General features: G+C 40.3%; 20 protein-coding genes, 1 tRNA gene and 1 pseudogene. 14 read left to right on the top strand and 8 right to left on the bottom strand.

Annotated features, from left to right (window positions below; translation table 11 throughout):
* The first annotated feature begins 9 nt into the window (after window positions 1-9).
* The 7 genes and pseudogenes from DPV92_RS01005 to DPV92_RS00980 all read left to right on the top strand — a co-directional run bounded on the left by DPV92_RS01005 (window position 10) and on the right by DPV92_RS00980 (window position 4,091).
* Window positions 10-1,947: a DNA topoisomerase III gene (locus DPV92_RS01005; RefSeq protein WP_111353259.1), complete on the top strand. Its 1,938-nt coding sequence runs from the start codon at window positions 10-12 to the stop codon at window positions 1,945-1,947.
* Window positions 1,948-2,052: 105 nt separating this feature from the next.
* Window positions 2,053-2,382: a preprotein translocase subunit SecG gene (secG, locus tag DPV92_RS01000; protein ID WP_111353258.1), complete on the top strand. Its 330-nt coding sequence runs from the start codon at window positions 2,053-2,055 to the stop codon at window positions 2,380-2,382.
* A gap of 12 nt (window positions 2,383-2,394) precedes the next feature.
* Window positions 2,395-2,480: transfer RNA gene (locus DPV92_RS00995), tRNA-Leu, on the top strand.
* Between the two features lie 98 nt (window positions 2,481-2,578).
* On the top strand, window positions 2,579-2,746 hold the full coding sequence (locus tag DPV92_RS09780) for a hypothetical protein (RefSeq protein WP_192574155.1): 168 nt from the start codon (window positions 2,579-2,581) through the stop codon (window positions 2,744-2,746).
* A 44-nt stretch (window positions 2,747-2,790) separates the two neighbouring features.
* Window positions 2,791-3,018 carry a phage tail assembly protein T gene (locus DPV92_RS00990; RefSeq protein WP_111353257.1) on the top strand — a complete coding sequence of 76 codons (228 nt, stop codon included), beginning with the start codon at window positions 2,791-2,793 and terminating at the stop codon, window positions 3,016-3,018.
* A 59-nt stretch (window positions 3,019-3,077) separates the two neighbouring features.
* Entirely contained in the window at window positions 3,078-3,323 is a 246-nt protein-coding gene (locus DPV92_RS00985) for a hypothetical protein (protein WP_111353256.1), read from the top strand.
* A 59-nt stretch (window positions 3,324-3,382) separates the two neighbouring features.
* Window positions 3,383-4,091: pseudogene (locus DPV92_RS00980) on the top strand (tape measure protein).
* A gap of 73 nt (window positions 4,092-4,164) precedes the next feature.
* Here the strand turns inward: DPV92_RS00980 and gyrB are convergent.
* Complete coding sequence (gyrB, locus tag DPV92_RS00975) at window positions 4,165-6,594, bottom strand: DNA topoisomerase (ATP-hydrolyzing) subunit B (protein ID WP_111353255.1); 2,430 nt, start codon at window positions 6,592-6,594, stop codon at window positions 4,165-4,167.
* Window positions 6,595-6,824: 230 nt separating this feature from the next.
* On the opposite strand from gyrB, the gene galU reads away from it, so the two are divergent.
* A complete protein-coding gene (gene galU, locus DPV92_RS00970; protein WP_111353254.1) occupies window positions 6,825-7,712 on the top strand; it encodes a UTP--glucose-1-phosphate uridylyltransferase GalU in 888 nt (295 codons plus the stop codon).
* A gap of 41 nt (window positions 7,713-7,753) precedes the next feature.
* On the opposite strand, the gene parC is transcribed toward galU, so the two are convergent.
* A complete protein-coding gene (gene parC / locus DPV92_RS00965; RefSeq protein WP_111353253.1) occupies window positions 7,754-9,997 on the bottom strand; it encodes a DNA topoisomerase IV subunit A in 2,244 nt (747 codons plus the stop codon).
* A gap of 321 nt (window positions 9,998-10,318) precedes the next feature.
* On the opposite strand from parC, the gene pnp reads away from it, so the two are divergent.
* From pnp to apaH, 5 genes are all read left to right on the top strand, one after another.
* A complete protein-coding gene (pnp, locus tag DPV92_RS00960) occupies window positions 10,319-12,442 on the top strand; it encodes a polyribonucleotide nucleotidyltransferase (RefSeq protein WP_111353252.1) in 2,124 nt (707 codons plus the stop codon).
* Between the two features lie 88 nt (window positions 12,443-12,530).
* The gene (nlpI, locus tag DPV92_RS00955; protein WP_111353251.1) at window positions 12,531-13,463 is read left to right on the top strand and encodes a lipoprotein NlpI; all 933 of its coding nucleotides are present in this window, start codon (window positions 12,531-12,533) and stop codon (window positions 13,461-13,463) included.
* A gap of 183 nt (window positions 13,464-13,646) precedes the next feature.
* Entirely contained in the window at window positions 13,647-15,491 is a 1,845-nt protein-coding gene (locus DPV92_RS00950; protein ID WP_111353250.1) for a DEAD/DEAH box helicase, read from the top strand.
* 145 nt (window positions 15,492-15,636) lie between these two features.
* On the top strand, window positions 15,637-16,170 hold the full coding sequence (tadA, locus tag DPV92_RS00945; RefSeq protein ID WP_111353249.1) for a tRNA adenosine(34) deaminase TadA: 534 nt from the start codon (window positions 15,637-15,639) through the stop codon (window positions 16,168-16,170).
* A 1-nt stretch (window position 16,171) separates the two neighbouring features.
* Window positions 16,172-16,984, top strand: coding sequence for a bis(5'-nucleosyl)-tetraphosphatase (symmetrical) ApaH (gene apaH, locus DPV92_RS00940; RefSeq protein ID WP_111353248.1), 813 nt, complete (start codon window positions 16,172-16,174; stop codon window positions 16,982-16,984).
* A 70-nt stretch (window positions 16,985-17,054) separates the two neighbouring features.
* Here the strand turns inward: apaH and DPV92_RS00935 are convergent, their stop codons facing one another.
* The 4 genes from DPV92_RS00935 to DPV92_RS00920 all read right to left on the bottom strand — a co-directional run bounded on the left by DPV92_RS00935 (window position 17,055) and on the right by DPV92_RS00920 (window position 22,350).
* A complete protein-coding gene (locus tag DPV92_RS00935; RefSeq protein ID WP_005710038.1) occupies window positions 17,055-18,500 on the bottom strand; it encodes an alanine/glycine:cation symporter family protein in 1,446 nt (481 codons plus the stop codon).
* Between the two features lie 313 nt (window positions 18,501-18,813).
* Complete coding sequence (gene csrA / locus DPV92_RS00930) at window positions 18,814-18,996, bottom strand: carbon storage regulator CsrA (protein WP_111353569.1); 183 nt, start codon at window positions 18,994-18,996, stop codon at window positions 18,814-18,816.
* An 82-nt stretch (window positions 18,997-19,078) separates the two neighbouring features.
* Window positions 19,079-21,703: an alanine--tRNA ligase gene (alaS, locus tag DPV92_RS00925; protein ID WP_111353247.1), complete on the bottom strand. Its 2,625-nt coding sequence runs from the start codon at window positions 21,701-21,703 to the stop codon at window positions 19,079-19,081.
* 221 nt (window positions 21,704-21,924) lie between these two features.
* On the bottom strand, window positions 21,925-22,350 hold the full coding sequence (locus tag DPV92_RS00920; protein WP_111353246.1) for a universal stress protein: 426 nt from the start codon (window positions 22,348-22,350) through the stop codon (window positions 21,925-21,927).
* 220 nt (window positions 22,351-22,570) lie between these two features.
* On the opposite strand from DPV92_RS00920, the gene DPV92_RS00915 reads away from it, so the two are divergent.
* Complete coding sequence (locus DPV92_RS00915; RefSeq protein WP_111353245.1) at window positions 22,571-23,353, top strand: FNR family transcription factor; 783 nt, start codon at window positions 22,571-22,573, stop codon at window positions 23,351-23,353.
* Window positions 23,354-23,430: 77 nt separating this feature from the next.
* On the opposite strand, the gene DPV92_RS00910 is transcribed toward DPV92_RS00915, so the two are convergent.
* Both DPV92_RS00910 and glnE read right to left on the bottom strand, forming a co-directional pair.
* A complete protein-coding gene (locus DPV92_RS00910; RefSeq protein ID WP_111353244.1) occupies window positions 23,431-23,808 on the bottom strand; it encodes a YacL family protein in 378 nt (125 codons plus the stop codon).
* A gap of 59 nt (window positions 23,809-23,867) precedes the next feature.
* Window positions 23,868-26,729 carry a bifunctional [glutamate--ammonia ligase]-adenylyl-L-tyrosine phosphorylase/[glutamate--ammonia-ligase] adenylyltransferase gene (gene glnE / locus DPV92_RS00905; RefSeq protein ID WP_111353243.1) on the bottom strand — a complete coding sequence of 954 codons (2,862 nt, stop codon included), beginning with the start codon at window positions 26,727-26,729 and terminating at the stop codon, window positions 23,868-23,870.
* Window positions 26,730-26,842 lie beyond the last annotated feature (113 nt).

Here is a 26,842-nt window from a genome sequence, read left to right as displayed (position 1 = left end):
GACTTTCCCTTGAGATTATTCCTTGCAGAAAAACCCAGCCTTGCCCGAGCCATTGCTGATGTGTTGCCTAAACCGCATCAACGAGGTGATGGTTATATTCAATGTGGTGACAATGATGTCGTAACTTGGTGTATTGGTCATTTGCTCGAACAGGCAGAACCCGATGTCTATGACGAGCGGTTTAAAATGTGGCGGATGGAGCATCTGCCGATTGTGCCTACGCAATGGAAACTCGTGCCGAAAAAGGAAACATTAAAACAGCTTAAAGTGGTCGAAAAACTAGTCAAAAAAGCAGATGTTCTTGTGAACGCGGGAGACCCCGATCGCGAAGGGCAGCTGCTGGTAGATGAAGTGTTTAGCTATCTTAATGTTCCGCCAGAAAAACGTAGTCAAATCCAACGCTGTTTGGTCAGCGACCTCAACCCTAATGCGGTAAAAAAAGCACTCGAAAAATTGCAAAATAACTGCGATTTTATACCGCTTGCAACCTCGGCACTAGCTCGTGCTCGTGCAGATTGGCTTTATGGAATCAATATGACGCGAGCTTACACGCTACAAGGCAGATGGGCAGGCTATAAAGGTGTGCTTTCAGTCGGACGAGTACAAACGCCAGTTTTGGGGCTGATTGTGCGACGCGATCTTGAGATCGAAAATTTTGTGCCAAAAGATTATTTCGAGGTGATGGCGAATGTTCGAGTGTCAGAAACGGGTGAAGCCTTTCAAGCCCAATGGCAGCCGAGTAAAGCATGTGAAGATTATCAAGACGAAGATGGACGTGTGCTTTCACGTGGATTAGCTGAAAATGTGGTCAAACGCATTACTGACCAGCCAGCGACTGTCACCGATTATCAAGATAAAATCGAAACAGAAACCGCTCCGCTACCTTATTCGCTTTCCGTGTTGCAAATTGATGCGGCACGTCGTTTTGGTTTATCGGCTCAAGCTGTTTTGGATATTTGTCAGAAATTGTACGAAACGCATAAGTTGATTACTTATCCGCGTTCTGATAATCGTTATTTGCCGAATGAACATTATAATGATCGTTTTAAAGTAATGAGTGCGATAGCTCATCATCTGCCTGAATATGCGGAGAAACCCGAAGCTGTTGAACCTAATATTCGCAATCGTTGCTGGAATGATAAGAAAGTTGAGGCACACCACGCGATTATTCCGACTGCTCGACAAGGCAATGTGCAACTGACCGAAAATGAAAAACGGATTTATCAACTAATTGCACGCCAATATTTGATGCAATTTTGCCCAGATGCTGAATATCGCAAAGGGCAGATTCAGCTTGAAATTGCAGGCGGAAAATTTAGCACTTCATCACGCAGTCTATTAACTGCAGGCTGGAAAAGTTTGCTTGGCAAAGAAGATAGCGATGAAGTAATGTTGCCGCTTCTGCCTGTGGTGAAAAAAGGGCAAGTTTTGCATTGTGATAGCGGTGAGATTGTGAGTAAAAAAACGCAACCACCTCGCTATTTTACAGATGCGACCTTGCTTTCTGCAATGACGGGGATAGCTCGTTTTGTACAAGATAAGCAGCTGAAAAAAGTGTTACGTGAAACTGATGGATTGGGCACTGAAGCAACACGTGCCAGCATTATCGAATTGCTGTTTAAACGCGGTTTTCTGATTAAACGCGGGAGAAATATTCATAGCACGGAAGCGGGGCGGATTTTGATTTCTGCGTTGCCTGAAACAGCCACACTTCCTGATATGACCGCTCATTGGGAAATGCAACTGACAGATATTAGCAAAAAACAGGCAAGCTACCAGCAATTTATGCACGAATTAGTGACACAATTGCCATCGTTATTGCATACAGAGCGAGATAAATTGCAAGATTTATGTAAAATCACACCGCCTATGCGTTATCAATATGCTAAAACGAACAGCAACAAGCGGTCGAATTTTAATAAAAAAATGCAAAGTGTTGAAAAATAGAACAAATGACAATTCAATGTGAAATTTCTTATTGCAAAGCATTCGAATAATCAGTAATATTCACGCCATCGCAATTTATTAGCGTCGGAATTTAGAGAAGTATCAATGTTAAATATTCTTACAGTTATTTATCTTGTTGTTGCGATTGTATTAGTTGGTTTTATCTTAATGCAACAAGGTAAGGGAGCGGACGCAGGAGCATCATTTGGTGCTGGTGCAGCAGGAACCGTATTTGGTTCAGCTGGCTCTGCAAACTTCTTATCAAGAACAACAGCAGTATTAGCAACACTTTTCTTTGCTATTAGCTTGATTATTGGCAATATCAACACTCATCAAGCTAAACCAACAAGTCAATTTGATGACTTAAGTGATGTAAAACAAAACATTACACAACCAGCGGAAGTTAAAACACAAAATAACGATATTCCGCAATAAAATACAAATTTTGCTCTGGTGGTGGAATTGGTAGACACGCTATCTTGAGGGGGTAGTGTCCATAGGATGTGCGAGTTCGAGTCTCGCCCAGAGCACCAAAAACAAAGAAAGCCGCTTTTTAGCGGCTTTTTTATTTCTTGTTTTTTCTTACGCCAACATACGCTAGAACCTTACACCGCAAGGATTTAGAGCTGTAATGGTTTCACGCTTATGCGATGAAAAAGGTTTGTTGTTATTTGATGCGGATAATTTAGATGACTTGAAAGCATTATCTGAGCTCGATGCAAAATTGATTTCAGATTTTAATCAAGCAATGGCTACAGAACTCCCAAAAGCCTTAGTGAGCGAAGAAAATTCCAATTAACTCTTTCGCTCGTACTAGGAAAAACGCTGGCGGAAATTGAACAAATGCCCGAAGAACACTTAACAGAATATCAACTGTTCTACCAAGAACAACCCTTCGGGCTTTGGCGGGAAGATTATCGTACCGCCCAAATTGCGTATCTGCTTGCAGCTATCAATAGCGATCCGAAAAAATCGCCACCAAAACTTACCGAATTTATGCCATTTTTTGCTCAAGAAGAGAAAGAAATGGAAGAAGATGACGGTATAGCAGATTATTTAGCGAAAAGGTAAGAAAAGGCTTGAATTTTTGGTTTTCTTTCCTTATAAAGAAAATAAATGAGGGGGGAAATATGAAAGATGAATTTAAACTTATTGCTTGGTTTGTTTCAGGAACATTCCGTTTTATTTTTGCTTTGTTAATTATTTTTGGCGTATTCTTTGGTTGTGTTTATTTATTCGTTTTAGCACAAGAAAGTTCAACAGGGCATATCATCTTTTATACATTATGCTCTCTTGCTTTTCTCTTTAGTGGTTGGTGTTTCTATATTGCCTATCAGCAACACTGGGGAAAAATGATGAAACCAAAAGTTAATTAAAGAGCATATTAAATAACCTAGAGCCTGCTTAATCGCAGGCTTTTTTATTGGAGAAAATTATGGCGGGCTTGGGTAACTTAAATATCGAACTTAGCCTTGATGCAGTTAAGTTCCAACAAAATTTGAAAAGCTCGGAACAACAGACAAGACTATTCGCAAATAGAACGGTTGATTATTTAAAAAATATCGAAAATGCGGCAAATAGTATTAACTCTGCAACGAAATGGAATCTCAATTTTGATCGGTTTGATAAGGTTAAATCAGCCGCATTGCAAATTATTGACTACACCAATAAAAATACTAAATTAGCGAATAAGCTGAAATTAGTTACTGAGACTGAATTGCAGCACGCAAGAGCAATGTCTGATGTGTACAGCATTTTAATGAAAACAGCACAATCGACCCAAGCCGTTTCTTCTGTTTATCAGACTTTTGCTCAAAATGCCAAAGAACTTGGCATTAACCAGCGCCAAGTGGCGGAAGTCACTGAAACCATTTCAAAAGCAGTCGCAATTTCAGGGGCAAGTGTTATTGATGGGTAAATTCAGAGCGCAAGAATATAACTCGGTAATGACTCAAACCCCAGCAGTAATGCAAGCTATTGCACGTGGTTTAGGTGTAACGATGGGTGAACTTAAGACAATGTCGGACAAAGGCAAACGGTTGATAGGTTTATTTTCTAGAAGTGTAATCAGAGCAGATTTAATTTGTTTTGAAGGTAAATGTTTTATTACATTAATGGCAAAAATAACGCTGAAGATTATTTGATTTACCATATTTATTCTTAGCATAATAGACAAAAGCTCATTTCCTTTGAAATGAGCTCCTCTTTTACTGTCTATTAGATATCTAGTTCTGCATATAATGCATTCGCTTCAATGAAGTCACGACGTGGTTCAACTTCATCACCCATTAGCGTGCTGAAAAGTTTATCCGCGGCAATGGCATCAGTAATTGTTACTTGAAGCATTTTACGAGCAACCGGATCCATTGTAGTTTCCCATAATTGCTCTGGATTCATCTCGCCTAATCCTTTATAGCGTTGGATTGTTAAGCCTTTACGAGATTCTTTCACTAACCAATCTAATGCCTCTGCGAAACTACTTACTGGCTCTTGGCGTTCGCCACGTTGTATATAAGCGGTTGCGGTGAGCAAATCTTTTAACTCAAGCATCAATTCCACAATACGAGCATATTCATTACTAGTAATAAAGTTGAAATCTAAGCGGTAGGTGGTGTCCATACCGTGTGTGGTCACAATAATTTCAGGCTCATAAATATGGCGTTCGGTGTTGAAGAACACGTTTGTACGATAGAAACTACCATCCACTTCTTTTGCCATCAACTGATTCACAAATTTCTCGCTCCAAGCGGTAATATTTGCTTCCTCTTTTGCAAATTCAGTTGAAAGAGTAGGGCTGTAAATCAATTCGTTTAAAATTGCCAATGGATAGCGATGCGTTAAGCGAGTAAAGAGTTTTTGCACTTGATTGTAATGTGAAATCAACTTTTCAAGTGCCACACCGCTTAATGCTGGTGCATCTTGGCTGACATATAAACGAGCATCTTCTAACGCAATATCAATCTCATATTGCATCATTTCATCGTTATCTTGAATATAACGCTCTTGCTTACCTTTTTTCACTTTGTAAAGCGGCGGTTGAGCAATGTAGATGTAGCCGTTTTCAATCAGCTCTGGCATTTGACGATAGAAGAACGTCAATAAGAGCGTACGAATGTGAGCGCCATCCACGTCCGCATCGGTCATAATAATGATTTTGTGATAACGTAATTTTTCAACATTGTAATCTTCTCGTCCAATCCCTGTGCCAAGTGCAGTAATTAAGGTTGCAACTTCTTGTGAAGAGAGCATTTTGTCAAAACGGGCTTTTTCTACGTTAAGGATTTTACCTTTCAGAGGCAAAATGGCTTGGTTTTTACGGTCACGCCCTTGTTTTGCAGAACCACCAGCGGAGTCCCCCTCCACCAAGTAAAGTTCTGAATGTGCTGGATCTTTTTCTTGGCAGTCAGCAAGTTTACCAGGTAAACCTCCTAAATCGGTTGCACTTTTGCGGCGTGTTAATTCACGTGCTTTACGAGCAGCTTCACGTGCACGAGCCGCTTCCACGATTTTACCTACGATATTTTTTGCATCTTCTGGGTTTTCGTTTAAGTAATCAGTCAAGGCTTCATACATTGAGCTTTCAACCGCAGAACGCACTTCTGATGAAACTAGTTTGTCTTTGGTTTGTGAAGAAAATTTCGGATCAGGCACTTTCACCGAGATAACGGCAACTAAACCTTCGCGTGCATCATCACCAGAGGCATCAATATTGGCATCCGCTTTTTTTAATACGCCACTGTTATCCATGTAGTTTTTTAATGCACGCGTTAATGCACCACGAAAGCCCGCTAAATGTGTACCACCATCACGTTGAGGAATGTTATTGGTAAAGCAGTAAACATTCTCATTGTAAGAGTCGTTCCATTGTAGAGAAATTTCTACACCAATATCATCTTTCTCTGTTGAAATATAGAATGGTGTTTTATGGATAGACGTTTTACCTTCATTTAAATATTCTACATAGGCTTTAATGCCGCCTTCATAGTGGAAATGTTCTTCTTTCCCTTCGCGTTCATCAATTAAGCGAATAGATACACCAGAGTTTAAAAATGAAAGCTCGCGTAAACGTTTAGAAAGAATTTTGTATTCAAATTCAGTTTTGTTTTTGAAAATATTGAAACTTGGCCAGAAACGAACCATGGTGCCCGTTTTGTCTGTTTCACCAATTACCGCAAGAGGTGCATCAGGTTCGCCTAAACTATAAAATTGTTCGTGAACGTGGCCCTCACGGCGAATCGTAAGCTGTAATTTTGAAGAAAGTGCATTCACAACCGAAACGCCCACACCGTGCAAACCACCCGATACTTTATAAGAGTTATCATCAAATTTACCGCCTGCGTGAAGCACTGTCATAATCACTTCTGCAGCTGAAACCCCTTCTTCAGGGTGAATACCGACAGGAATACCACGACCATCATCTTGCACCGAAACTGAGTTGTCGGAATGAATGGTCACGATAATATCTTTACAATAACCCGCTAATGCTTCATCAATGGCATTATCCACCACCTCAAAAACCATATGGTGTAAACCTGTACCATCATCTGTATCACCGATATACATTCCTGGACGAGTACGCACAGCTTCCAAGCCACGCAATACTCTAATGCTTGAAGAATCATAAGTTTGTTGGTTTTGTTCAGACATTCTGTATTCCTAAATTAAAAAGTGAGTAGCGATATAAAAATCAGCTAAAAATTGCGGGGAATTATATCAGAAATTCAGTTAAATTGTGAAAAATAGACTAAAAAGTACCGCTTGTCAGTGTAAAAATGAATTTTAGAACTGTTTAATAATATGCTAAGATAAAACAATCTTATGCTTAGATGTAAATTAAGTTTACTTAGGATTTTTTCTGTATTTTATAAGGAATAAAAATGAAAGTTGTTATCCCTGTCGCTGGTTTAGGTACTCGAATGTTACCTGCAACAAAAGCAATTCCAAAAGAAATGCTTACTATTGCAGATAAGCCGTTAATTCAATATATCGTCAATGAATGTGTTGCAGCGGGCATTAAAGAGATTGTATTGGTGACTCACTCTTCAAAAAATGCCATCGAAAACCATTTTGATACATCGTTTGAATTAGAAACGATGCTAGAAAAACGCGTTAAGCGTCAATTACTTGAAGAAGTACGTTCTATCTGCCCGAAAGATGTAACTATTATGCATGTTCGTCAGGGGAATGCGAAAGGGCTAGGACACGCTGTTTTATGTGGTAGAGCAGTGGTAGGAAATGAACCTTTTGCGGTAGTGCTACCTGACGTAATTTTGGCTGAGTTTAGTGCTAATCAGAAAACAGAAAACTTAGCAGCGATGATTAAACGTTTTAATGAAACAGGGCATAGTCAAATTATGGTAGCACCTGTGCCAATGGATGAAGTGAGCAGTTATGGTGTGGCTGATTGTAACGGGGTTGATATCCCAGCGGGCGGTTCAGCAGAAATTGTAAAAATGGTAGAAAAACCCGCCAAAGAAGATGCACCTTCTAACTTAGCTGTTGTAGGTCGTTATGTATTCTCAGCTGGTATTTGGGATTTATTAGAAAAAACCCCCGCGGGTGTAGGCGATGAAATTCAATTAACCGACGCAATTGATATGTTAATTGAACAAGAAACCGTAGAGGCGTTCCATATGACAGGTAAAACCTTTGATTGTGGTGATAAACTTGGCTATATGGAAGCATTTGTAGAATATAGCTTGCGTCATAATAAATTTGGTGAAGCGTTCAAAAAATATCTTAAAGATTTAGTAAAAACATTATAAATAAATGAAAAGTGGAATTTTATAATTCCACTTTTTGTTATCTAACTGACTACTTCAATGGTTGAGTTCGCACTCAATCCCCGAATAAGTTGCGAGCCTTTTCTCGCTCGTTCTCCGCGATATTTTTCAATATCTGAAGGTTTTAACGTAATTTTGCGTTTGCCTGAAACAAACACGAGTGATTGATTTGGTTTAATCAATAATAAATGAGCCAAATATTCTTCGCCAGCTTTTGCTGCTTGGGCTGAAATATTGATAATTTTATTTCCTTTGCCTTTGGAAAGAGTTGGTAGTTCGCTTAATGGGAATATCAACATTCTACCCACATTACTGATTGCTACAAGAGAGAGCTCCTCTTCCAGAGATACAAGTTGAGGCGGAAGCGTTTTTGCATTTTCGGTTAAAGAAATGACCGCTTTACCTGCCTTGTTACGAGAGACCAAATCTTCAAAAGTACAAATGAAACCGTAGCCGGAGTTAGATGCCATTAGCACATTTTCGGTAGGTTGCCCCATTAAGACCTGCTGAATTTCTGCACCTTCTGGTAAGGTAATCTTACTTGTAAGCGGTTCGCCTTGTGAACGAGCAGAAGGTAGTGTGGTTGGGTCAATCGTATAGGCTCGCCCTGTACTATCTAAGAACACAGCAGGTTGATTGCTTCGTCCGTGTGCATGGGCAAGATATTGATCGCCAGCACGATATGCCAAGCCTTTTACATCCATGTCGTGCCCTTTCGCACAACGTACCCAGCCTTTTTCCGATAAAATGACGGTAACATCTTCGGTTGGTGTGAGATCAGCCTCTGAAATTACTTTTGCTTCTGCACGCTCTACAAAAATCGAATTACGTGGTGAGGCGAAGGCTTTTGCATCAGCCTGAATTTCTTTCTTAATAAGCGTATTCAAGCGGCGTTCTGAACCTAATAAAACTTGTAATTCATCTCGCTCTTTTTCTAGTGCATTTTGTTCTGCTTTAAGCGTGGTTTCTTCTAGTTTTGCTAGGTTGCGTAAGCGTAGGTTTAAAATCGCATCAGCTTGAGTTTCGCTTAATCCAAAACGAGCCATTAATATGGCTTTAGGTTCATCTTCATTGCGGATAATCTCAATCACTTCGTTAATGTTTAAGAACGCTATAATTAAGCCTTCAATGATATGCAAGCGGTCTAAAATTTTATCTAATCGGTAATTGAGACGGCGAGTAACGGTCGCACGGCGAAAACTCAGCCACTCAGTCAAGATAGTATGCAAGTTTTTCACAGCAGGCTTGCCATCTAAACCAATCATATTCATATTGATGCGGAAGCTTTTTTCGAGCTCAGTTGTCGCAAACAGATGATCCATCAATGCATCAAAATCAATACGATTTGAGCGAGGCATAATCACGATTCGAATTGGATTTTCGTGGTTTGATTCATCGCGAACATCATCCACCATTGGTAGTTTTTTGTTCTTCATTTGAGCAGCAATTTGCTCAATAATTTTTGATGGCGAGGTTTGATATGGCAGCGCGTTAATTACAATTTTGCCATCTTCTTTTTGCCAAACCGCACGGGCCTTGATTGAGCCACGTCCTTGTTCGTAGATTTTTGCTATTTCCGCTTTTGGCGTGATAATTTCCGCTTGAGTAGGGTAGTCAGGCCCTTGCACCACACTTAAGATATGCGTTAATGTTGCATTTGGATTATCTAACAACATCACACAGGCATTCGCCAATTCATTAATATTGTGAGGAGGGATGTTGGTTGCCATCCCAACGGCAATCCCTGTTGAGCCGTTCAATAAAATATGTGGCAAGCGAGAAGGCAAAGTCACAGGTTCGATTTTGGAACCGTCAAAATTCGGTTTGAAATCTACTGTGCCTTGATCAATTTCAGAAAGTAAAATGGACGAGAATTTGGTTAAGCGTGCTTCTGTATAACGATATGCTGCGGCATCATCTTCTAAGCTCCCCCAGTTCCCTTGACCATCAATCAATGGATAGCGGAAGGTAAAATCTTGAGCCATTCCTACCATCGCACCATAACAAGCAGAGTCACCGTGCGGGTGGAATTTACCTAACACATCACCGACGGTGCGAGCTGCTTTGGCATATTTTGCGTTGGCATTTAAGCCTAATTCAGACATAGCATAGATAATGCGACGTTGTACGGGTTTTAAACCATCACCAATAAATGGCAACGCCCTGTCCATAATCACATACATTGAATAATTGAGGTAAGCGTCTTCAGTAAAACGCTTAATTGGCATTTGTTCAACGCCTTCGTAATTGATAATGGTATTGTTCATAACTTTTATGATTGATTACAAAAAACGTTTTATTTTCTATGATCTGTGGATATTTGTCCACTTAAAATAAAATAAGCGGTCGTTTTTTCATTCCTCTTTGCGAAATGATGAGATGCCGAGGAATTTTATAAAAAGCAAAAATAGTAGGCGATTTTGTGTGAAAAAGACTGTATAATGCGAGCGTTTTATTTCCGATTTGTAGAGGCGGCTATCAAAAGCGATTTGTTTAGCGTTTATTTAAAAATGGACGAAATCGTTTTTGCTAGTCGCAATTTGTAAGAAATAAAACTAAATTTTAATCAAAAATTTAAGGATTTAGTTATGACTCCAATTGTTAGACAATTTAAATATGGTCAGCACACTGTGACCTTAGAAACAGGTGCAATCGCACGTCAAGCTACTGCAGCAGTAATGGCAAGTATGGATGACACAACCGTTTTTGTGACCGTAGTGGCAAAAAAAGATGTTAAAGAAGGTCAAGATTTCTTCCCTTTAACTGTTGATTACCAAGAGCGTACTTACGCAGCTGGTCGTATTCCTGGTGGTTTCTTCAAACGTGAAGGTCGCCCATCTGAAGGAGAAACATTAGTAGCTCGTCTAATCGACCGTCCTGTTCGTCCTCTTTTCCCAGAAGGTTTCTTCAACGAAATTCAAGTGATTGCAACGGTGGTTTCTGTAAACCCACAAATTAGCCCAGATTTAGTCGCAATGATTGGGGCATCTGCAGCACTTTCACTTTCTGGCGTGCCTTTCAATGGCCCTATCGGTGCAGCTCGCGTTGGCTTCATTAACGATCAATTCGTATTAAACCCAACCACTTCAGAACAAAAATTAAGCCGTTTAGACTTAGTTGTGGCAGGTACAGACAAAGCGGTATTAATGGTGGAATCTGAAGCGGATATTTTAACCGAAGAGCAAATGCTTTCAGCGGTGGTATTCGGTCATCAACAACAACAGGTGGTGATTGAGAACATCAAAGAATTCGTAAAAGAAGCTGGCAAACCACGCTGGGATTGGGTTGCACCAGAGCCAAATACAGATTTGATCAACAAAGTGAAAGCGTTGGCAGAAAGTCGTATCGGTGATGCTTATCGTATCACTGAAAAACAAGCACGTTACGAACAAATCGACACTATCAAAGCAGAAGTAATTGCTACTTTAACCGCAGAAGACGAAACCGTTTCTGAAGGTGCAATTATTGATATTATTACTGCATTGGAAAGCCAAATCGTACGTAGCCGTATCATTGTAGGCGAACCTCGTATTGATGGTCGTACTGTTGATACCGTGCGTGCATTAGATATCTGCACAGGCGTATTACCACGCACACACGGTTCTGCGATCTTTACCCGTGGCGAAACCCAAGCATTAGCGGTGGCAACGTTAGGCACAGAGCGTGATGCACAAATTATTGATGAATTAACCGGCGAGAAATCAGACCGCTTCTTATTCCACTACAACTTCCCTCCATACTCTGTAGGTGAAACAGGTCGCATTGGTTCGCCAAAACGTCGTGAAATCGGTCACGGTCGTTTAGCTAAACGTGGTGTATTAGCGGTAATGCCAAGCGCTGAAGAGTTCCCGTATGTGGTGCGTGTGGTATCTGAAATTACTGAGTCAAACGGTTCTTCTTCAATGGCTTCTGTGTGTGGTGCTTCTCTTGCGTTAATGGACGCGGGTGTGCCAATTAAAGCAGCAGTTGCAGGCATCGCAATGGGCTTGGTAAAAGAAGAAGAGAAATTTGTAGTGCTTTCAGATATTTTAGGTGATGAGGATCATTTAGGCGATATGGACTTTAAAGTGGCGGGTACGCGTGAAGGTGTGACTGCACTTCAAATGGACATCAAAATTGAAGGTATTACCCCTGAAATTATGCAAATTGCTTTGAACCAAGCGAAAGGTGCACGTATGCATATCTTAAACGTGATGGAACAAGCAATCCCAGCACCGCGTGCGGATATTTCAGACTACGCACCGCGTATTCACACGATGAAAATTGATCCGAAGAAAATCAAAGATGTGATTGGTAAAGGTGGTGCAACTATTCGTGCATTAACTGAAGAAACTGGCACATCAATCGACATTGACGACGATGGTACAGTAAAAATTGCAGCAACTGATAACAATGCAGCGAAAGCAGTAATGGCACGTATCGAAGAAATCGTTGCGGAAGTGGAAGTGAATGTGGTTTACAAAGGTAAAGTAACTCGCGTGGTTGATTTTGGTGCATTCGTTTCAATCTTAGGCGGAAAAGAAGGTTTAGTTCACATTTCACAAATTACAGACGAACGTGTTGAACGCGTTGCAGATTACCTTTCAGTAGGACAAGAAGTGATGGTGAAAGTGGTTGAAATTGACCGACAAAACCGCATTCGTTTAACAATGAAAGATGTAAACAACGTGGAAGCAGAAGTTGCAACGCCAGTTGAAGAACAAGCTGAATAACTGGCTTATCGATCAGCCTCTTGGTAACAAGAGGTTGAGCCTTTTTAGCTATTTTCTAGGGTAGTAATTTTAAGGCTGTTTATTACTTATGTTACAACAGATTAAAATTTTTCGTTTTTTTTCACTCGGTTTGTTTATTATTTTATTTCTGGCAGGTTGTGCTAACCGTTCATCAGAAATGATTTCAACAGATAAATTGGCATTAGCAGAGTTAAATCCGCAACTTCGTTTTGATCAAGAAGTGATGATTGTGCGTTTAACCCAAGTGTTGCAAGAAGCAAAATTAACGGATGATGACCGTGCAGATCTCTATTTTGAGCGTGGCGTAATTTACGATAGCTTAGGATTGTGGTCGCTTGCACGTTACGACTTTAACCAAGCCATTTCGCTTAATCAAAAAATGACGGCTGCCTATAACTATATGGGCTTATATTTGTTGTTAGAAGATGATTATGACAGCTCGGTTGATGCCTTTAATGCGGTATTAGATTTAGATCCTGATTATGCCTATACCTACCTCAATCGTGGTTTAGCATTTTATTACAGCGGTCGATATTCAGAAGCACAGCGCGATTTATTGCATTTTTATAATGAAAACCCCACTGATCCATACCGTGTGTTATGGCTCTATTTCAATGAGTTAGAATTAACCCCACAAGAAGCAAAAAATAATTTAATTGCTCGTGCTAAAAAAATCTCTGATGAATTTTGGGGCAAAAATGTGGTGGATTATTTCTTAGGTAATATCTCATTGAAACAACTTCGGAAAAAAATGGAAGCGCAAGCTCAGTCAAATACGGCTGCTTATGCGGAAATGCTTACCGAAACTTACTTTTATTTAGCAAAACAAAAACTCAAATTGAATCAAAAAGATGAGGCAATCAGCCTCTTCCGCCTTGCTTTAGCAAACCAAGTGTTTAACTTTGTTGAGTATCGTTTTGCCTTGTTTGAACTCTCACAGCTTCGTAATAACGAAAGCATTAATAATGTTCAAACACCCACCGTTGTTGGGGATAATTAGGGACGCAAGCGGTCGAATTTGCAAAATATTTTGCAAATTCAATCGCTATATTCATTTGACAAGTTATAAAAAGCACAGGTTTGCTTTCTATTTATTTCTCTTACCTAAACGCTCAACAATATATTTTGACTTCGTTTCTTCACGTTTTTTACGTGAAAGAAACTTCCTTTTATTTGGAATTTTATGACAGAAACAACTATGACTTTCGCCGATTTAGGCTTGCCACAACCTATTCTTGATGCTGTAAACGATATGGGTTTTGTAACCCCATCGCCAATCCAACAAGAGTGTATTCCTCACTTATTAAATGGTCGCGATGTACTCGGTATGGCACAAACGGGTAGTGGTAAAACGGCGGCATTTTCTCTCCCGCTTCTTGCTCAAATCGATACTGAAGCTCGTCATCCACAAATGTTAGTAATGGCACCAACCCGTGAACTTGCCATTCAAGTAGCAGATGCCTGTGAACAATTTACAAAAAATATGCGTGGCGTGCGTGTGGTCACCGTTTATGGTGGACAACGTTACGACATTCAATTACGTGCCTTAAAACAAGGCTCACAAGTGGTTGTAGGAACACCAGGTCGTATTTTGGATCACATTAACCGTGGCACATTAGATTTGTCGCAACTTAAATTCATCGTATTAGATGAAGCGGATGAAATGTTGCGAATGGGCTTTATTGATGATGTAGAAACGGTGATGGCGGAATTGCCAGAACAGCACCAAACAGCACTCTTTTCTGCAACGATGCCAGAACCAATTCGTCGTATCACTAAACGTTTTATGAACGATCCGCAAGAGGTTAAAATCAAAGCAACGCAACGTTCTGCACCTGATATTACCCAAAGCTATTGGATGGTAAACGGCTTCCGTAAAAATGATGCATTACTACGTTTCTTAGAAGTGGAAGAGTTTGATGCAGCGATTATTTTTACTCGCACCAAAACAGGCACTATCGATATTACGGAACTTTGTGAGCGTAATGGCTACCGTACCGCAGCACTCAATGGGGATATGACCCAACAAGCGCGTGAGCAAACGTTAGATAAACTTAAATCTGGACGTTTAGATATTTTAGTGGCAACTGATGTGGCGGCACGCGGTATTGATATTGAACGTATCAGCCTTGTGGTGAACTATGATATTCCACTTGATGCGGAGTCTTACGTGCACCGTATTGGTCGTACAGGTCGTGCGGGTCGTTCTGGTCGTGCATTGTTATTTGTTGAACCACGTGAGCGCCGTTTATTACGCAACATTGAGCATCTTATCAAGAAACCAATTGATGAAGTAGCGATTCCAAACCACGAAATTCTAATGGCAAAACGCCGTGAGAAATTCAAAGCCCGTATTGAAGCACAATTAGAACATCACGATTTAGAAAAATATCGTGCATTGTTGGAAGATTTATTCACTGCAGATCAAGATCACGAAGAACTTGCTGCGGCAATGATGATGTTATTGCAAGAGAAACAAAAACTGATTCTTCCGCCAGATCCAGTCGTGAAACCAAGCCGTGAGCGTGGTCGTCGTGACCGTAACGAACGTGGAGACCGTCGCGATGATCGCCGTAGTGGACGTGAGCAACGCGAAGGCACAGGCGTTGCGATGGATTTATATCGTATCGAATTAGGTCGTGAAGATGGCGTTGAAGTGCGTCATATCGTGGGTGCAATTGCTAACGAAGGCGATATTAGTAGCCGTTTCATTGGGCACATTAAATTGCACGATACTTATTCAACCATCGAGCTTCCGCAAGGTATGCCAAACCACTTGGTGCAACACTTTGCCCAAAAAGCACGCGTGTTGAACAAGCAAATGCAGATGTCGCTGTTAGGTCCTGTTGATGGTGCAAACAGCCAACCATTTGAAAGTAGAGGTCGTGGAGAACGCAATGACCGTCGCCATGATCGTGGTGGACGTGGTTTTGACCGCAGAGATGATCGTCGTGATGATCGTGGTTTCAACGATCGCAAGAAAGGTGGTTTTAAAGAGAAACGTTTTAATGACCGTGGTCGTCGTTAATTAAGCCTTGTGCCTATGGCTCTTGCCATAGGTTACGCATAACTCAGCCCCTTTGGGGCTGTTTTAATTTAGTAACTGTGTTGCTCTTAGTTTAGGGGCGTGTGCAACACGCCCCTACACCAAGAACAATAATTTATTTTAGATTATGTTCATCCAATCCATTGAAACCCATTGCGCACTAGACTATTCCGAACAAGATCTATATTGGCTTGAATACGCCCTTACGCTTGCCGACAAAGCCGAAGCTATAGGTGAAATTCCTGTTGGTGCAGTGCTCGTTGATAAAGACGGCAATAAAATTGGCGAGGGCTGGAACCAATCTATTTTGCTCAATGATCCCACCGCTCACGCAGAAATGCTAGCAATCCGCCAAGCAGGAGAGCATCTTCAAAATTACCGTCTGATCGATTGTACGCTTTATGTTACACTTGAGCCGTGTACAATGTGTGCTGGTGCGATTCTACATAGCCGTATCGGGCGATTAGTCTTTGGTGCAAGTGATTACAAAACAGGGGCAATTGGTTCACGTTTTCATCTGTTTGAAGATTTCAAAATGAACCATTTGCTTGAAATTTGCGGTGGCGTGTTACGAGAAAAATGTAGCCAAAAAATGAGTGCGTTTTTCAAAAAGAGACGATTAGAGCAGAAGCAATCAAAAGAAACAAAGAAGGAAGAGTAATATGGCAACTTATATCGTAGGCGACTTACACGGCTGTTTCAAAGAATTTCAACTGCTGTTAGAAAAAGCTCAGTTCGATGAAAAACAAGATGAAATTTGGCTCACGGGCGATTTGGTGGCTCGAGGCGATGATTCGTTAGCTTGTTTACGTTTTGTCAAAGATTTAGGTGAAAAAGCCCAAACTGTGCTAGGTAACCATGATCTGCATCTTCTTTCTACTTTATTAGGCATCAAACGAGTAAAACCCTCTGATAAAGTGGAACCAATTTTTGAAGCACCAGATCGTGAAGAATTGCAAAATTGGCTGAGAAATCAACCGCTTATGGCTCAACATCCAAAGCATAAATTTCTACTTGTGCACGCTGGCATTAGCCCTGAATGGGATTTAACTACCGCAATTCAATGTGCAAGAGAAGCAGAAACCGTGCTAAAAAGCGAGAGTTATGCTGATTATATCACGAAAATGTATGAAAATTATCCCGACCATTGGGATGACAATTTACAAGGCATTGAGCGTTGGCGTTACATCGTGAATATTTTCACCCGAATGCGTTTTTGCTATTTAGACAAGCGGTTAGATTTTGCTTGTAAATTGCCAATCGAAGAAGCTCCAACTGAATTAAAAGCGTGGTTTGAATTAGATAATCCACTCTTTAATGACCAAGAAATCATTTTCGGGCATTGGGCAAGTCTAATGGGAAAATGTACTCGCCCGAATATTTATGCGTTAGATACGGGTTGTGCGTGGGGTAATCATCTTACGATGATGAGATGGGAAGATAAGCAGACTTTTACGCAAGAGAGATTAAAGTAGGAGATTCTAAGAAAAATAAAAATGCGTGGATTTGATCAAACAAATACCACGCATTTTATTGATGTTTTAACTATTCTTTCGATTTCCAAATTAACGGATCAACACCTCTGTGAATGAGATCTTGATGTTCTTCAATACGGAACACAGGTTCTTGTTTCGCTTTTAGCTGACGAACATAGTCTTTTAAAATTCGCCATACTAGTGGGGAAAGAATTAAAATTGCAATCAAGTTGATGATTGCCATGGTTGCCATTACTGTGTCAGCAAATGCCCAAACAATCCCACCATCACGCACTGCACCAAAATAAACGAAGAACAATACGATTGCGCGGAAGCCCCATACAAACCATGCTTTGTTTTTGATGTAGCGAATATTCGTTTCTGCGTAAGCGTAGTTACCGATAATTGAGGTGTAGCAGAATAGTAACAAGATAAACGCTAAGAAATGCACGCCAAATTCGCCCAAGTGATATTGCAGTGCGATTTGGGTAAGTTCCACGCCTTTTAAGGTTTCGTTGCCATAGTTGTCAGACATTAAGATGATAACGGCTGTACAAGTACAAACTACAATGGTATCCACAAATACACCAAGCATTTGGATTAAACCTTGGCTTGCGGGGTGTTTTGCATCGGATGTTGCTGCTGAGTTTGGTGCAGATCCCATCCCCGCTTCGTTTGAGAATAAGCCACGTTTAATCCCCATTAACATCGTTTTTGACACAATACTACCAAACATCCCCCCCGCAACGGCGGAGAAATCAAAGGCACTTGAGATGATCATTGATAAAATAGCAGGCACTTTGCTGATATTCATTCCAAGAATAATAACTGCAATGATCAAATAGAATAACGCCATTGTTGGCACTACTTTTGCGGAAACTTGTCCGATACGTTTAATTCCGCCAGCGATAATAACAGCGGTTAAGATTACAAGCACAACACCCACTGATTTAGCATCCCAAGCCCATGCTTTACTCGTTGCCGCAACAATAGAGTTAGATTGAACGGCGTTAAATGCAAAACCAAATGTAAAGATCAGGGTAATCGCAAACGCAATCGCAAGCGGTTTACATTTCAACCCTCGAGTGATGTAGTAAGCTGGGCCACCACGGAACATACCGTTTGGATCACGAGTTTTATAAAGCTGAGCGAGTGAAGATTCCGCAAAAGCCGAGCTCATCCCCATCAAAGCAGTAAGCCACATCCAGAATACAGCACCAGGTCCACCTAAGGCAATTGCAGTTGCGACACCACCAATATTACCTACACCCACGCGGCTAGCTAAGCCAGTGGTGAAAGCTTGGAATGGAGTTAAAGAATTACCATCAGCGGAACGCCCCCCCCACATTTCTCGTAAACTTTGTGGGAGTAAACGTAATTGTACTAAGCCTGTTGTAATAGTAAAAAATAGCCCTGTGCCTAAAAGCAAGAGAATCGTGATATCCCAAATTGGTCCATCTAAAGTATTAACGATCCAGTTTAATACGGCCTCAAAGCCTGAAACAATAAAATCCATAAGACCTCTCAAATTAAAAAGTAAACGATTGCATTGTAACCTTTTTTTAGATTTTGAAAACTTTTTTTAATGCTTTTTATAAAAAAAAGTATATTAAAATAGCTAGTTTGATGTTAATAGCTAAATATAAAAGGCCACTTACTATAAATAAGTGACCTTTTATTAAAATTACAGAGATTATTTACATTCAAAATATAGAGCTAAAATGATCCGATAATATAAATTTATAAAATTTACTAAACACTTAAAACACAGATTGAATGTCTACTGAGAAAGTTCGTTACTATCAATATTTTCTTTCTTATGAAATTAGCTACTCAGATTTTTGAGTCTCAGAATCTTTAATTTTTTGATAGATTTCCTGTCTATGAACTCCAATATCCTTAGGTGCATTTACACCTAGCTTTACTTGACTTCCTCGTACACTAAGTACGGTAATTTCTACATCATCTCCTACGAGTAAACTTTCTCCTGTTTTCCGAGTTAAAATAAGCATTGCTACCTCCAAGATAAAAGACCCAATAAAATTTTTAAGGTCAAGGCAAGGCTGATTCATTCTTCCTTGCCTAGGTATTAAATTATAATTTTGCTTGAATCCATTCTTGTGCAAAGTTCAGTGCTTGTAATAAATTTTGTGGTTCAGAGCCACCGGCCATTGCCATATCTGGACGACCACCACCCTTACCACCAACTTGTTTTGCCATTTCACCGACTAGCTCGCCAGCTTTCACTTTTGAGGTTAAATCGGTGGTTACTCCTACAATCAAGTTCACTTTTTCATCAGCTACTGATCCTATAACTACTATGGCACTTCCGAGTTGATTTTTCAAGTCATCAACCATTGTTCTTAGGGTTTTCGCTTCCGCATTATCTAATTGAGTTACCACTACATTTACGCCATTGATTTGTTGAGCTTGTTTTACAAGTTCAGAACCTGCAAGAGCAGCTTGTTTATCTTTAAGTTGTTGTAACTCTTTTTCAGTGCGTTTTGATTTGTCTTGTAATTGCTGGATTTTCTCCACAAGTGAGGCGTTATCTGCTTTTAATAATTCTGCAGAATGCTGTAATACTTGTTGTAATTGATGGATCCAAGCAACTGTTGTTTCGCCAGTGATTGCTTCAACACGGCGAACACCTGCCGCGACTGCACCCTCAGAGGTGAGTTTAAAGAAACCAATCTCTCCTGTACGTCGGACGTGTGTACCACCACAAAGTTCGATCGAAAATGCACTCATTTCAACAACACGTACCACATCACCATATTTTTCACCGAAGAGAGCCATTGCACCTTTTGCTTTTGCAGCATCAATGCCCATCTCTTCAATGATAACAGGAATATTCTCACGAATTTTACAGTTTACGATACGTTCGATTTCCTCAAGTTGAGCTTTAGTAATCGCTTCTGGTTGAGAGAAGTCAAAACGTAAGCCGTTTTCGTTTACTAATGACCCTTTTTGAGCAACGTGTTCACCCAATACTTCACGTAATGCAGAGTGTAATAAGTGGGTTGCAGAGTGGTTTAGCTCAATGTTGTGACGACGAGTTGCATTCACTTCGGCATAAATTTTATCTCCTACGCGTAATTCGCCTGATTCCACTTGACCATAATGACCAAACACTTGACCATATTTTTGTGTATCAATTACGTTAAATTGGCAAATTTCTGATGAAATTAGACCGCTATCACCTACTTGCCCCCCCATTTCTGCGTAGAATGGCGTTTTGTCTAAGATGATAATGGCTGTTTCGCCAGATTGAATTGCATCAACCCCTTTACCTTGGCTGAATAATCCAACCACAGTTGCCTCTGATGTTAAATGATCGTAACCAACAAATTTGGTTATGCTGTCTACTTTGATGACATTGCTGTAATCTGCACCAAAGTTACTGCTCGCTTTTGCACGCTCACGTTGAGCTGTCATTTCAGCATCAAAGCCTGCTTCGTCAATTAAAATACCACGCTCACGACAAACGTCAGCGGTTAAATCAAGCGGGAAGCCATAAGTATCATAAAGTTTGAATGCTACTTTACCTGAAAGGGTTTTGTTTTCCACTTTCGTTAATGCATCTTCAAGCAGTGCTAAACCACGTTCCAGTGTACGAGCAAATTGCTCTTCTTCTGCTTTTAATGTTTGTTGGATGAAGGCTTGTTTCTGTGCAACGATTTCACCAGCGTGCCCCATTACTTCTGCAAGTGTTGGTACTAATTTATAGAAGAATGCTTCTTTTGCACCTAATAAGTTACCGTGGCGCACTGCACGACGAATAATACGGCGAAGAACATAGCCACGCCCTTCATTTGAAGGCACAACACCGTCAGCAATTAAATATGAGCAAGAACGAATGTGGTCTGCGATTACGCGTAATGATTTGTTATCTAAATCCTTAACGCCTAATAATTCTGCTGTTGTTTTGATGAGTGTTTGGAAAATATCTGTTTCGTAGTTTGAGTTTACGTGCTGCATAACTGCTGTCATACGTTCTAAACCCATACCTGTATCAACAGATGGTTTTGGTAATTTTTCCATTGTGCCATCGGCTAAGCGGTTGAATTGCATAAACACAATGTTCCAAACTTCGATATAACGGTCGCCATCTTCTTCAGGTGTACCTGGTAGACCACCCCAGTATTTTTCACCGTGGTCGTAGAAAATTTCAGTACAAGGACCGCAAGGGCCTGTGTCACCCATTGCCCAGAAGTTATCGGATGCATATGGTGCACCTTTATTGTCGCCAATACGAATAATGTGCTCAGCTGGCACGCCTACAAGAGTATGCCAAATATCGTAAGCTTCATCGTCTGTTTCATAAACAGTGACGTAGAGTTTTTCTTTCGGCAAACCTAACCATTCTGGTGAAGTTAAAAACTCCCAACCAAATTGGATTGCATCACGTTTAAAATAATCACCAAAGCTAAAATTCCCCATCATTTCAAAGAAAGTATGATGACGAGCTGTATAGCCTACGTTTTCTAAGTCGTTGTGTTTACCACCTGCACGTACACAGCGTTGTGCCGTTGTAGCTCTGGTGTAAGGACGTTTTTCTAAACCAAGAAAAACATCTTTAAATTGGTTCATACCAGCATTGGTAAAGAGTAGAGTAGGGTCATTTTCGGGAACTAACGAACTACTTTCTACCACAGTGTGTCCTTTACTATGGAAAAAATCCAAGAAGGACTGTCTAATTTGCGATGTTGTTTTCATTCTAATAACGCTCGTTTTAAAATAAAAAGATTGATTCAATCGTTATGTATAACTGTACTATTCTACACATTTTTCAGGTGAAATTGTGAAAATAATACAAGAAAAGCAATGAATTTTATTTATACTGTTATTTATTTGTCAAATTTTTAGCAAAAAATAACCGCTTGGGCTCTTTTATTGCACAAGCGGTTATTCTTAAACGCTACAAATATGCTTGTTTTCTATTCATCATCTAATGGAACAACTAACATATCCACGGTCACGCTATTCATTACTTGGCGAGTTGAAGACATAAATTTGCTCCAGAAATCTTGGTGGTGTCCAGTGATGAGTAAGTCAACACCATATTTAGCCACGGCTTCTTCAATAACTTGAGAGAAATCGCCTGTGCCATTGAGTTTTTCCGAAACTGGGTAATCTATTTTGCTCGCAAGTTCATCTAATGCTTTCGTTGTTTCAACTGAAACGTTATCCTGTAAGGCAGACATATTGATATCAATTAAACCCGTATATAAATCGGAAAAATTGACATCAACATGGATAACCGATAATTTCGCTCCACATTTTTCTGCAAGTCCAGCACCTTTACGTAATAAAACAAGACTCTCTTCAGAAAGATCGACTGCAACCAAGATGTGTTTGTACATAATAGACTCCTTATTGTCTCTGCTTTGGTCTTTTTCGTTTCTATACTAGCAAATAATTGCGAAGAAAAATGAGAGATACTTCTCATTTTTGAAATTTCTTGGAATAAATTCACTAAAAAAATTAACTCTCTTGAGGTAAAAGTTATACTTTCTTCATTCAAAAATAAATGGTAGACTTTGCTCCAAATCAAACTTTTATAGAATTTATGCGGAAATGGTTATGAAAATTGTGCCAGAGGCAAAACCACAAGGAAGAACCGGCTGTACGATCCACTGCCAAAATTGTAGTATTAGCCAACTTTGCCTCCCTTTTACGTTAAGCGAACATGAATTAACTCAGCTTGATAACATCATTGAGCGTAAAAAACCTGTACAAAAATCTCAAATTATTTTCCAATCTGGTGATGAACTTCGCTCAATTTATGCTCTTCGTTCTGGCACATTAAAAAGCTACACATTAAGCGAAAATGGCGAAGAACAAATCACGGCTTTTCATCTTCCAGGTGATCTGATTGGCTTTGATGCTATTATGAATATGAAACACGTAGGTTTCGCACAGGCTTTAGAAACGGCTATGATCTGCGAAATTCCGTTTGATATTCTAGATGATCTTGCTGGTAAAATGCCTAAAATTCGTCATCAAATTATGCGTTTAATGAGTAATGAAATCAAAAGCGATCAAGAAATGATTTTATTACTTTCAAAAATGAGTGCAGAAGAAAAACTAGCAGCATTTTTATATAATCTTTCCCAACGCTATGCTGCTCGTGGTTTTTCAGCTCGTGAGTTTCGTTTAACAATGACTCGTGGTGATATTGGCAATTATCTTGGCTTAACTATTGAGACTATTAGTCGTTTACTTGGTCGTTTCCAAAAATCAGGTATGATTAGCGTGCAAGGAAAATACATTACCATCAATCAGATGGATGTATTAGCTGAAATGGCAGCTGGTACAAAAAATCAAATTACAGTGAAGAATGTTGATGATGCTTGCTGTTCTTAATTACTAACGGAAAAACGGATGTCTAGTTTAGAAATCCGTTTTTGGTATTACAGGGGTATTATATGCCCCTTAAGTTTTTAATGATAGGTCTTCATAAATTTCTGATACGCTTTCAAAAAAGCCTCAAAATCATCTACCCCACAAAAAGCAATACTCTCTTCGTTATAGAAATTAAACCCCTCTTCCATCATAGACTCATCAAAATCATCTTCTAAATTATTCGCTTTCACCATCACTTCATCACTGGTGAAATAGAGGCTGTACTCCTTGCCCTCGATAACAAATTCATATTGATTTGGGTAAGCGGCCTTGCAACGTTCGATCTCGGCTAAAATGGTATTTAAAGCTTTATGATCGCCCGCAATTTCATTGTTTAGCCAACGAGCAAACGCTTCGTGATCCATTGAGCAACGGGTAATCACACCGTGCATTGTATGGTTAAATTGATATTCCATCTTTCCTCCGTTTAAAATTGGCTTATTATATGCTACTTATCTGTTTCAAGCGGTTGTTTTTACTCAAAAATTTGCAACCACATTTGCCCAATAAAATCCCGTTCCGCTTCAAATTCACTCATCGGCACGCAACTTGGTTGGCGCAATAAATTCAAGTGATGAATGCGGTTTCGCATTGCGGTGTAGCAATATTTGAGCTGTTCGCCTGCGTGTTCGGTTAAAATGCCGCATGCCATTGCCGTGTCGAAAATGCGGACATTATCCGACCAAACAGCCATCTCTGGCGAAGTTTCTGCATTCGCCAACACCAAATATTGGGCGATAAATTCAATATCAGTAATCCCACCTTTGTCGGTTTTTAAGTTAAATTCGACCGCTTGCGGTTGGGTTAAATGCTGATACATTTTGGCTCTCATTCCTGTAATTTCTGCTTTAAGCATTACCTCATCACGTTTTTTCGCTAAAGTTGATTGACGAATTTGATCAAATTCAGCTTTTAAAATTTCTGTACCATAAACGCATCTTGCTCGCACAAGCGCTTGGCTTTCCCACGTCCACGCTTCGTTTTTTTGGTAGAAATCATAGGCATTGAAAGTGCTGACTAAAAGCCCCGCTTCGCCCGATGGACGTAATCGCATATCCACTTCATATAACACGCCAGCACTGGTATTGAGGTTAAAAATTGAGTTGATTTTTTGGGCGAGTTTTAAGTAGAACTGATGGCTAGAAACCGCTTTCTGTTCGCCAACCGTTTCGCTATTTTCAGGTGCATTATGGAGGAAAACCAAGTCTAAATCGGAATTGTAGCCTAACTCAATACCGCCTAATTTTCCGTAACCTATCACCGCAAAACCTTTCTCATTTTCGCTTAGATGCTTGGGCACGCCAAAACGTTGGCTGACCGCTTTCCACGCTATATTAACTACTGCGCCGATAATCGCTTCGGCAAGGTAGGTAAGATGATCGCTAATTTTCATCACAGGTAGCACGCCCATAATATCAGCAGAGGCAATGTGCAAAATCTGGCTCTGCTTAAATTGTCGCAACGCATCAATCAATGCTTCTTCATCCTCTTCTGGGATTCGCACCAAGTAATCGGTTAAGGCTGCTTGATAATCGTGAAAATCAATCACTTGCGTTAAACCTTTATTGCTCATCAATTCATCCAGCAACATTGGATAACGGGCAATCTGCTCAGCAATCATAATCGACTGGCCACACAGTGTAATCAGCTGTGGCAAAATCTGCTCTTTTTCAGCAAGCAATTCCAAATAGGTAGTTCGGGTAGTGATTTTGTCCAAAATATTTAGCAAACGAGGCAACAAAATCAGGTAATTCGGTTGGTTGAAAATTTGGTCAAGCACCGTTGGCAATAGCGTTTGCAATACTTCACGCCCACGCACACCAATCGGCTTACGGCTCCAATCTTGTAGCGTTGTGGTAAGCCAGCGGAAAATTTCGGCATAATCCGTCTCTTGCACTGCATACTCTTTCAGCACGCTGGCCAAATCTTCCTCGCTCATTTCCAGATGCCAAATATCCCGCCACAGTGCGATTTGCTCGTTTACAAGCGGTGGATTTTCATCTTCATCTTTCCCAATCAACTCATTAAACACCGCACGCACTTTTTGCTGATATTGCCCTAATACGTGCAAGAAATCTGCCCAATTTTGGATTGAATGCTCGATCCACGTTTCGCCATGCTCGCTTTCAATCAAGTATTTCTGCGTGGCTAAAATCAGACATTGCTGAGCCTGCTCATCCGTTGGCAAGGTTTGGGTTTGTTTGTCATCAATCGCCTGCAACACATTTTCCACTTGACGGAAGAATAGGTATGCGGTACGTAAATCTGTTACTTGTTCTATAGTCAGTAAATTTAGCTCTGCCAAGCGAGGTAACACAGTCAATAGACTGCGTTCTTGCAAGATTTTATCGCGACCACCTCGCATCATTTGAAAGGTTTGCACGATAAATTCCACTTCACGAATGCCACCTGCACCAAGTTTGATGTTATCTATCAGATTACGACGTACCACCTCACGGCTGATTTTCTCTTTCATTTCTCGCAACGATTGGATCGCACTGAAATCTAAATAGCGGCGATAAACGAACGGGCGCAACATCTGCTTTAAATAGCGATGGTTGAGATTGCTCAAATCTTCGCCCAAGATTTTCGCTTTAATCATTGCATAGCGTTCCCAATCTCGCCCTTGTTCTTGGTAATAATCTTCCATTGAATCAAAACTGAGCACTAATGCACCGCTATCGCCAAAAGGGCGCAATCGCATATCGGTGCGATACGCGAAGCCCTCTGTGGTCACTTCATCTAACGCACGAATTAAGCGCTGCCCAAGTCTGGTAAAAAATTTGCTATTTTCGACCGCTTTCCGCCCGCCAACCGTTTCGCCTGCATCAGGGTAGACAAAAATCAGATCAATATCTGACGAGAAATTAAGTTCTCGTCCGCCTAATTTACCCATTCCTAAAATCAGTAACTCTTGCGGTTCATTGAGGCTATTCATCGGTACGCCGTATTCCGTACAGCAACGCTGATAGAGCCAATCACGGGCTTGTAAAATAATCGTTTCCGCCAAATCAGAAAGGGCTTGGAAGACAAACTCAACGCTGGCTAATTTATTCGATTGAATAAAACTAAGCATTGCCATTTCACGATGGCGAAACAAGCGAAGTTCTCTACCCAATTGCTCTTCATCTTGCACATTTTGCAGTATTTTGGCTAAGCGCTCAGCATAATGCGTACAATCTTGCGAACTAGGTAGGTTCTTAAGCCATTGGTTTAACAATTCAGGCTGAGATAAAAGTGTGCGTTTTATAAAACTAGACATTGAAATCGCATTTATAAGCGATGGATTTTCAGCGATTTTTTGCGAAAGTGTTGCGGGGAAGGTGGAAAGCGGCATAAAAGCTCCGAAATTTGGTCAAGTTCGTGCCATAATTTACCGCTTGTAAAATAAAATCGCAATGCCTACTTTCTTGCATTTACCTTAATTTAGGCTTGCATTGCTAGGCATTT

This window comes from Pseudohaemophilus paraphrohaemolyticus (assembly GCF_003253115.1).
GTDB classification, from domain to species: Bacteria; Pseudomonadota; Gammaproteobacteria; order Enterobacterales; family Pasteurellaceae; genus Haemophilus_A; species Haemophilus_A paraphrohaemolyticus_A.
The sequence above is the reverse complement of the archived record's forward strand: the minus strand, read 5'-3'. Positions and strand labels throughout refer to the sequence as shown.

Excerpts from the sequence above, each read along its gene's own strand:
- secG (WP_111353258.1), top strand. The coding sequence starts at position 2,053 with ATGTTAAATATTCTTACAGTTATTTATCTTGTTGTTGCGATTGTATTA.
- DPV92_RS09780 (WP_192574155.1), top strand. The coding sequence starts at position 2,579 with ATGGTTTCACGCTTATGCGATGAAAAAGGTTTGTTGTTATTTGATGCG.
- DPV92_RS00990 (WP_111353257.1), top strand. The coding sequence starts at position 2,791 with ATGCCCGAAGAACACTTAACAGAATATCAACTGTTCTACCAAGAACAA.
- DPV92_RS00985 (WP_111353256.1), top strand. The coding sequence starts at position 3,078 with ATGAAAGATGAATTTAAACTTATTGCTTGGTTTGTTTCAGGAACATTC.
- gyrB (WP_111353255.1), bottom strand. The coding sequence starts at position 6,594 with ATGTCTGAACAAAACCAACAAACTTATGATTCTTCAAGCATTAGAGTA.
- galU (WP_111353254.1), top strand. The coding sequence starts at position 6,825 with ATGAAAGTTGTTATCCCTGTCGCTGGTTTAGGTACTCGAATGTTACCT.
- parC (WP_111353253.1), bottom strand. The coding sequence starts at position 9,997 with ATGAACAATACCATTATCAATTACGAAGGCGTTGAACAAATGCCAATT.
- pnp (WP_111353252.1), top strand. The coding sequence starts at position 10,319 with ATGACTCCAATTGTTAGACAATTTAAATATGGTCAGCACACTGTGACC.
- nlpI (WP_111353251.1), top strand. The coding sequence starts at position 12,531 with ATGTTACAACAGATTAAAATTTTTCGTTTTTTTTCACTCGGTTTGTTT.
- DPV92_RS00950 (WP_111353250.1), top strand. The coding sequence starts at position 13,647 with ATGACAGAAACAACTATGACTTTCGCCGATTTAGGCTTGCCACAACCT.
- tadA (WP_111353249.1), top strand. The coding sequence starts at position 15,637 with ATGTTCATCCAATCCATTGAAACCCATTGCGCACTAGACTATTCCGAA.
- apaH (WP_111353248.1), top strand. The coding sequence starts at position 16,172 with ATGGCAACTTATATCGTAGGCGACTTACACGGCTGTTTCAAAGAATTT.
- DPV92_RS00935 (WP_005710038.1), bottom strand. The coding sequence starts at position 18,500 with ATGGATTTTATTGTTTCAGGCTTTGAGGCCGTATTAAACTGGATCGTT.
- csrA (WP_111353569.1), bottom strand. The coding sequence starts at position 18,996 with ATGCTTATTTTAACTCGGAAAACAGGAGAAAGTTTACTCGTAGGAGAT.
- alaS (WP_111353247.1), bottom strand. The coding sequence starts at position 21,703 with ATGAAAACAACATCGCAAATTAGACAGTCCTTCTTGGATTTTTTCCAT.
- DPV92_RS00920 (WP_111353246.1), bottom strand. The coding sequence starts at position 22,350 with ATGTACAAACACATCTTGGTTGCAGTCGATCTTTCTGAAGAGAGTCTT.
- DPV92_RS00915 (WP_111353245.1), top strand. The coding sequence starts at position 22,571 with ATGAAAATTGTGCCAGAGGCAAAACCACAAGGAAGAACCGGCTGTACG.
- DPV92_RS00910 (WP_111353244.1), bottom strand. The coding sequence starts at position 23,808 with ATGGAATATCAATTTAACCATACAATGCACGGTGTGATTACCCGTTGC.
- glnE (WP_111353243.1), bottom strand. The coding sequence starts at position 26,729 with ATGCCGCTTTCCACCTTCCCCGCAACACTTTCGCAAAAAATCGCTGAA.